Raw genomic sequence first — 6,574 nt, forward strand, 5'->3', positions numbered from 1 at the left:
TAAATGATCTAGCCACTAAATTCTCCCAAACCCTTTGAGCATCGAGCCATCAGCTCGACAGCTCGTAGCTCGATAGCAGATGGCTTTTCTTCAGGCAAAAAAAAATCCCCACCGAAGTGAGGATTATTATTCAAACTGAGTTAGTTTAAATTAGAAGTTAAAAGTACCTTTAACTTCTTTAAGACCATTGTAAGGTGCTTTAGCGCCTAGAGCTTCTTCAATACGTAGAAGTTGGTTGTATTTAGCAACACGGTCAGAACGGCTTAATGAACCTGTTTTGATTTGACCAGCAGCAGTACCAACAGCAAGATCTGCAATTGTAGAATCTTCTGTTTCACCAGAACGGTGAGAGATAACAGCAGTGAAGCCTGCATCTTTAGCCATTTTGATTGCAGCAAGTGTTTCAGTTAAAGAACCGATTTGGTTGAATTTGATTAAGATAGAGTTAGTAATACCTTCTTTGATACCACGAGCAAGAATCTTAGTGTTTGTAACGAATAAATCGTCACCTACTAGTTGAATTTTATCACCTAGTAGTTCAGTTTGGTGTTTGAAACCATCCCAGTCAGACTCGTCAAGACCATCTTCGATAGAAACGATTGGGTATTGATTAACAAGATCTTCAAGGAAGTAGTTGAACTCTTTAGCAGTAAAAGTTTTACCTTCACCTTTAAGCTCGTAATTACCGGTTTCTTTGTTGTAGAACTCAGATGCAGCACAATCCATTGCTAGAGTGATGTCTTTACCTAGCTCGTAACCTGCATTTGCAACAGCAACTTTGATTGCAGCAAGTGCAGCAGCGTTAGATGGAAGGTTTGGAGCGAAACCACCTTCATCACCAACGGCAGTTGAGTGACCGTCAGCTTTAAGTACTTTAGCAAGGCTGTGGAAAACTTCAGCACCCATGCGTAGACCTTCACGGAATGTAGATGCGCCAACAGGTTGAATCATGAATTCTTGGATGTCTACAGAGTTATCAGCATGTTCACCACCATTGATGATATTCATCATTGGAAGCGGCATAGAGTAAACACCTGGAGTACCGTTAAGTTCAGCAATGTACGCATACAAAGGCATTTTTTTAGATACTGCAGCCGCTTTTGCTGCTGCTAGAGAAACAGCTAGGATACCGTTTGCGCCAAATTTAGCTTTGTTTTCAGTACCATCTAAATCAATCATGATTTGATCAAGTTCAGCTTGAGCAGTAGCATCTTTACCCATTAGCGCTTCAGCGATTGGGCCATTAACAGCAGCAACTGCTTTAAGAACACCTTTACCTAAGTAACGCGCTTTATCACCGTCACGCAGTTCTAGTGCTTCACGAGAACCGGTAGATGCGCCAGATGGTGCAGCAGCCATACCAATTGAACCGTCAGCTAAATGAACTTCAGCTTCAACAGTCGGGTTACCACGTGAATCCATGATTTCACGACCAAGTACTTTTACGATAGTAGACATAATTGTTCCTTTAATTGTATTAAAAAATAAGTTTAAAAACGGGTTATATAATGCCAAATCACTTTAATGCGTCATTTTTTAACAAATAAAAGTGATCTGGTCAACAGAAACTATGAAAATCGGCCTAGTTGATGATCTATCGCAGATTTTATAAAGCCTTTAAATAGAGGGTGCCCATCTCTCGGTGTTGATGTGAACTCAGGGTGGAATTGAGCAGCAACGAACCAGGGATGATTTGGAATCTCAATAATTTCGACTAATTTTTTATCTGCAGATAAACCGGTAACTACCAGTCCCGCTTTCTCTAAGATAGGTAATAAGTTATTATTTACCTCATAGCGGTGACGGTGGCGTTCAAATATTTCTTTAGTGCCGTACATGTCAAAAACTTTAGAGCCTTTTTTAAGGTGGCAAAGCTGTGCACCAACGCGCATAGTCCCCCCTAAATCAGAATTTTCAGTGCGTTGTTCAACTTCACCGGTTTTATCAATCCACTCGGTGATCAAGCCAACAACAGGTTGTTCACAGCCAGGTTCAAATTCTGTTGAATGTGCATTTTTAAGACCGGCGACATTTCGTGCAAACTCAATGATCGCAACCTGCATACCTAAACAGATTCCTAAATAAGGTATTTTGTTTTCACGGGCATATTGAGCCGCGAGAATTTTACCTTCAACACCGCGTTCACCAAAACCGCCCGGGACTAAAATCGCATCAACACCTTCTAAGATAGAGACACCTCTCACTTCAACATCCTGCGAGTCTATGTACTTTATTTTTACCGAAGCAGCGTTTTTCAGGCCGCCATGTTTAAGCGCTTCATTGACAGATTTATAAGCATCCGGCAGTTCAGTATATTTACCGACCATGCCGATAACGACTTCACTTGAGGTATTCGCTTCTTCAGAAACCACTTGTGCCCATTCACTTAAGTCAGCTTCCGGGCAGTCAAGACCGAAACGTTTTACACAAATCTCATCAAGGCCCTGCGCTTTTAACAAAGCAGGAATTTTATAGATAGAATCAACATCGCGTAATAAAATCACGGATTTTTCGGTGACATTACAAAATAACGCGATCTTCACCCGTTCATTAACGGGAATATTAACTTCCGAGCGGCAAACTAAGATGTCCGGCTGAATACCTAAACTGCGCAACTCTTTGACGGAATGCTGCGTTGGTTTAGTTTTAACTTCACCGGCTGTTTTTAGATAAGGTAACAGGGTCAGGTGCATGTAGATAACACTGTCACGGCCGACTTTCAGACCCAGCTGACGAATCGCTTCCAAAAAAGGTTGTGATTCAATATCACCTACCGTACCACCAAGTTCAACAATTGCAATATCATGGTCTTTACCACCGGCAATAATACGTTCTTGAATCTCGTTAGTAATATGCGGAATAACCTGAATGGTTGCGCCAAGGTAGTCACCACGACGTTCTTTAGCCATCACTTCAGAATAAACACGACCCGTCGTAAAGTTATTACGTTTAGTCATTCGAGTGCGAATGTAACGCTCGTAATGCCCTAAATCGAGATCCGTTTCTGCACCGTCGTCGGTTACAAAAACTTCACCGTGTTGTATTGGACTCATGGTGCCAGGGTCTACATTAATATAAGGATCTAGTTTCAGAATGGTGACATCCAGACCACGTGCTTCTAGAATAGCAGCCAGTGAACCTGCTGCGATACCTTTACCGAGTGATGAAACAACACCACCAGTTACGAAAATATATTTTGTAGTCATAGTAACCCTGAGAATTTAAGAATGTAAAAAAGAAACTCATCTTTAACAAAAAAAATACAAACGCACAAAATCACCAGCTTACAAAATAACTGATGTTAATAATATGGAGGTAATCTACTGTAATTTTAAAATGAGAATTTAGAGCATTTAGATGGGAATGCAGTATAGCAAGACCGCGCATTTTCGACAATCTTTTCTATTAATTTCATTTGGGCTGCAAGCTAAAACATACTTTACTTTTTTTGTTTTTCTACATTTAGTCAATTTCCGCTGAAAACTAAAGACTTTGAGGTTCTGCAATTGCCTGCTGAATAAGATAATTAGGGGTCATCGGCTGCTATCAAATAACATTAGAAAAACGGTCTTGGACGCGTAACTGCATTCAAAACCGCCTTTAATATTATCTGAGTTTAAAAAGCGCTGTTAATCAATATCATCGCAGGGTTATTAAACGCACAATATAATTTTGTTTACAGGTAAACACGTACACCAAGTGCGAACTGATTGTCTTTTTCAGTATCGTAAACACCGTCGCCGCCTAAATCAAATTGGTAACCTGCATAACCTCTGACGTTATCAAGAAAATTGTATTCGATATTAAATGCAAGTTGGCTGTAGACGGTAGCGCTGAGTTTACCATCTTCAACGGCTTCATAGTTGCCGCTGAAATTCAGGCTGTTTGCTAAGGCATAAGCTACAATTGCTTCCATTTGCGTTGTTTCTGCAAGCGCGTTATACATATATTCGTTATCCGCGTAAACCGCAGCTACATATAACCCTTTGCCGTAAGCACCATATTTTGCAGACACTGCCTGTGATAGCGCTTTTTGATCGCTGCCAACAGATGAATAGTTAACATCGCCGGTGTTGTATGCATAACCAATGGAGAAGTCCATTATCTGATAGGTTAATGCCGCCTGCAGACGCGTATCGTATTCATCTGTCTTTGTCACTTGAGCGAAATCAGTTAGGTTAACATCAGCATCGACTAACTCGATAGTAGTTACACTATCAGTGTGCTTACCTTGCCAGCCCAGACCAAATTTAAGCTGTCCTGCAGCATCAAAATCCAGTTTGTTGCTGTAACTCACCATTTTTTCTGCACGTGCTGTACCAAGGTTGTAATGGTTGTTGTATAAAAACCCGTTACCGAATGAAACCGTTCTTTCGGCAATGCCGGCAACACTGTAGTATGGAGACCATTGAGTACCCGCTACTGCGCGGCCGTAGACGTCATGAGTAAGCCCGATGTAACCTAAACGTGTGGTAAATGTTTCAGCACCGCCGTCGAGTACATTTACCCACCATTCACTGCGAAGATCCAGCTTAAAACCTTCACCTAAATCACGCGTCGCTTCAACATTTAAACGTGGCGATAATGAATTCAGGGTAGCATCAGCTTCTTCCGGAACATCCAAACCGACGGTGATATGCCCGCCGACAGCGAATGTATTCACGCCATCATTATATAATTCAACCGCTGTTGTTGCATTAGCAAATAAAAGTGCTGGAATCGCGACTGCTAGTAATGTTTTTTTCATAGTTTCCATACCTGTCTTTTTTAGTTAAAGGCGCGGGCAATACAGCATAACGGCGTTATGCTCTGCGCTTAATGTTGAGTAAATCCACTTGATCCTTATTTAGTAATAAGGAGATTTATTTACTCTGTATAATTCACTGTTTTGCCATCCAGCAAACGTTAATAATTTATTGAGAGCTTTTTTAAACACAGCTAAGTTAGCCTGTCATCATCTTGAAAAAACCGACTATCCGCCAGTAATATGTATCATACCTATAAGATACAAATAAACCGTGACACGACTCTCACTGGGCTGTGGGCAAACCGTGATCACAATCTCACTTTGTTAAATTGTATTTAAATTGTATTTATAAATTTCGACCTTTTGTTTTTAAATGGTATTTAAATCAACCCTGAACTTTAAGTTAAAGTTTACACGGATCATAAAAATGACTTCTATGGGGGTATTTTTTATGGCAGGTTTAAAGTGCGTCCACTGAAAACACAATTTAAGAACAAATGCTTATTTTATTGCGCATAGATAAATACAAATCAATACAAAAAACCACAGCAGGAAGTAAAACTGCAACTGATATTCATCCCTATGGATTGATATTTAAAATTATCCGGTCGATAGTCATTACGAATAAGATCTGAATTGTCGATGAAAGCAAAATTCTAAATATGAAGGTCTTCATTATCGTCAATATCATGCTGCCAATCTGCATATAAAAGCGTTGAACATCACCTGCTTTTTTAGCTTTGCTCTCTACTCGGGACACTTCAATAAGCGTGCTAGGGTGAGGTTTATCAGGCACTAAAATAAATTTAATTGAAGGGAGTAAAGGCTAAAGCCGCTTGGGGTGACGGCTCTTAAAATAAAAATACCCATCCGATGGGATGGGTATTAAGTGAACTGAAACAAAGTGATCAATTCGGTGTTATTAAACCGGTATCCACATCAGTGGATGTCGGTTTAATAATTAGATAGTCTGAACTGTTTTTCCTTTTCTCAACATCTTAATCGCGACGGTGAGCGTCATTGACACTGCGACACCGATTACAAAGTATGCCAACCATGCCAGAGGTTCGCTGATAACCGGCAGCATAAATACCGCGCCACCTGCAATGGTACCGATCTGGATTTTAGATGAAAGAATAAGCGCTGCTGCAATACCACCGCCAATCATGTGTGCTGGAATGATACTGATTGGATCTTTAACAGCGTAAGGTATTGCACCTTCTGTGATACCGCAGAAACCTAAGATACCTGTAGATGGACCTGCAAGACGGTCTTCTTCGTCGAACAGTTTAGGGAATACAAAGGTCATGATACCAAGCGACATACCCGGAATACATTTAGCGGCTGTAAAGGCTGCATAGAACTCGGTATTACCGTTAGCACCGGCACCGATACAGAAGAGGTAGGCGGCTTTGTTAACCGGACCGCCCATATCAAGGTTAGACATACAGCCCAGAATGAAACCCAGGATAAGTAAGTTCGAACCGCTCATTGCGTTTAACCAAAAAGACAATGAAGTATTGAGGAATGCAAAGAACTTACCAGGGCCAACAAGCATGAAGAGAATGGTTAGTACGCCGGCAATAAGCGGCGTAATAACAATCAGCTTAACCGCTTCCAGTACTTGCGGTACCTTGATTTGACGGACAAGCATAACAAATAATGCGGCCGCTGCACCTGCAACAAGACCACCGATGAAGCCACCACTTTCAATGGTTAGATGACCGAAAGTACCACCCACGGCAACAAATCCACCGACGAAGCCGGGTGCTAAACCTGGTTTACCGACCATACCGTAAGCAGTAAATGCGGCAAGCACACAAATCA

4 protein-coding genes are annotated in these 6,574 nt (G+C 41.1%); all 4 read right to left on the bottom strand.

Annotation, left to right across the window (positions count from 1 at the left end; translation table 11 throughout):
• Positions 1 to 150: 150 nt before the first annotated feature.
• Positions 151 to 1,458, bottom strand: coding sequence for a phosphopyruvate hydratase (gene eno / locus ACJAZP_RS10215; RefSeq protein WP_415230637.1), 1,308 nt, complete (start codon positions 1,456 to 1,458; stop codon positions 151 to 153).
• Positions 1,459 to 1,568: 110 nt separating this feature from the next.
• Complete coding sequence (locus tag ACJAZP_RS10220) at positions 1,569 to 3,206, bottom strand: CTP synthase (RefSeq protein ID WP_415230638.1); 1,638 nt, start codon at positions 3,204 to 3,206, stop codon at positions 1,569 to 1,571.
• Between the two features lie 470 nt (positions 3,207 to 3,676).
• Complete coding sequence (locus ACJAZP_RS10225) at positions 3,677 to 4,747, bottom strand: porin (RefSeq protein WP_415230639.1); 1,071 nt, start codon at positions 4,745 to 4,747, stop codon at positions 3,677 to 3,679.
• 961 nt (positions 4,748 to 5,708) lie between these two features.
• Positions 5,709 to 6,574, bottom strand: an 866-nt coding sequence (locus ACJAZP_RS10230; protein ID WP_415230640.1) for a fructose-specific PTS transporter subunit EIIC, incomplete at its 5' end; no start/stop codon positions are given.

This window comes from Psychromonas sp. (genome assembly GCF_047632955.1).
GTDB lineage: Bacteria > Pseudomonadota > Gammaproteobacteria > Enterobacterales > Psychromonadaceae > Psychromonas.

Bases quoted from the DNA above. Each gene is read 5' to 3' on its own strand.
- ACJAZP_RS10220 (WP_415230638.1), bottom strand. From the start codon at position 3,206: ATGACTACAAAATATATTTTCGTAACTGGTGGTGTTGTTTCATCACTC.
- eno (WP_415230637.1), bottom strand. From the start codon at position 1,458: ATGTCTACTATCGTAAAAGTACTTGGTCGTGAAATCATGGATTCACGT.
- ACJAZP_RS10225 (WP_415230639.1), bottom strand. From the start codon at position 4,747: ATGAAAAAAACATTACTAGCAGTCGCGATTCCAGCACTTTTATTTGCT.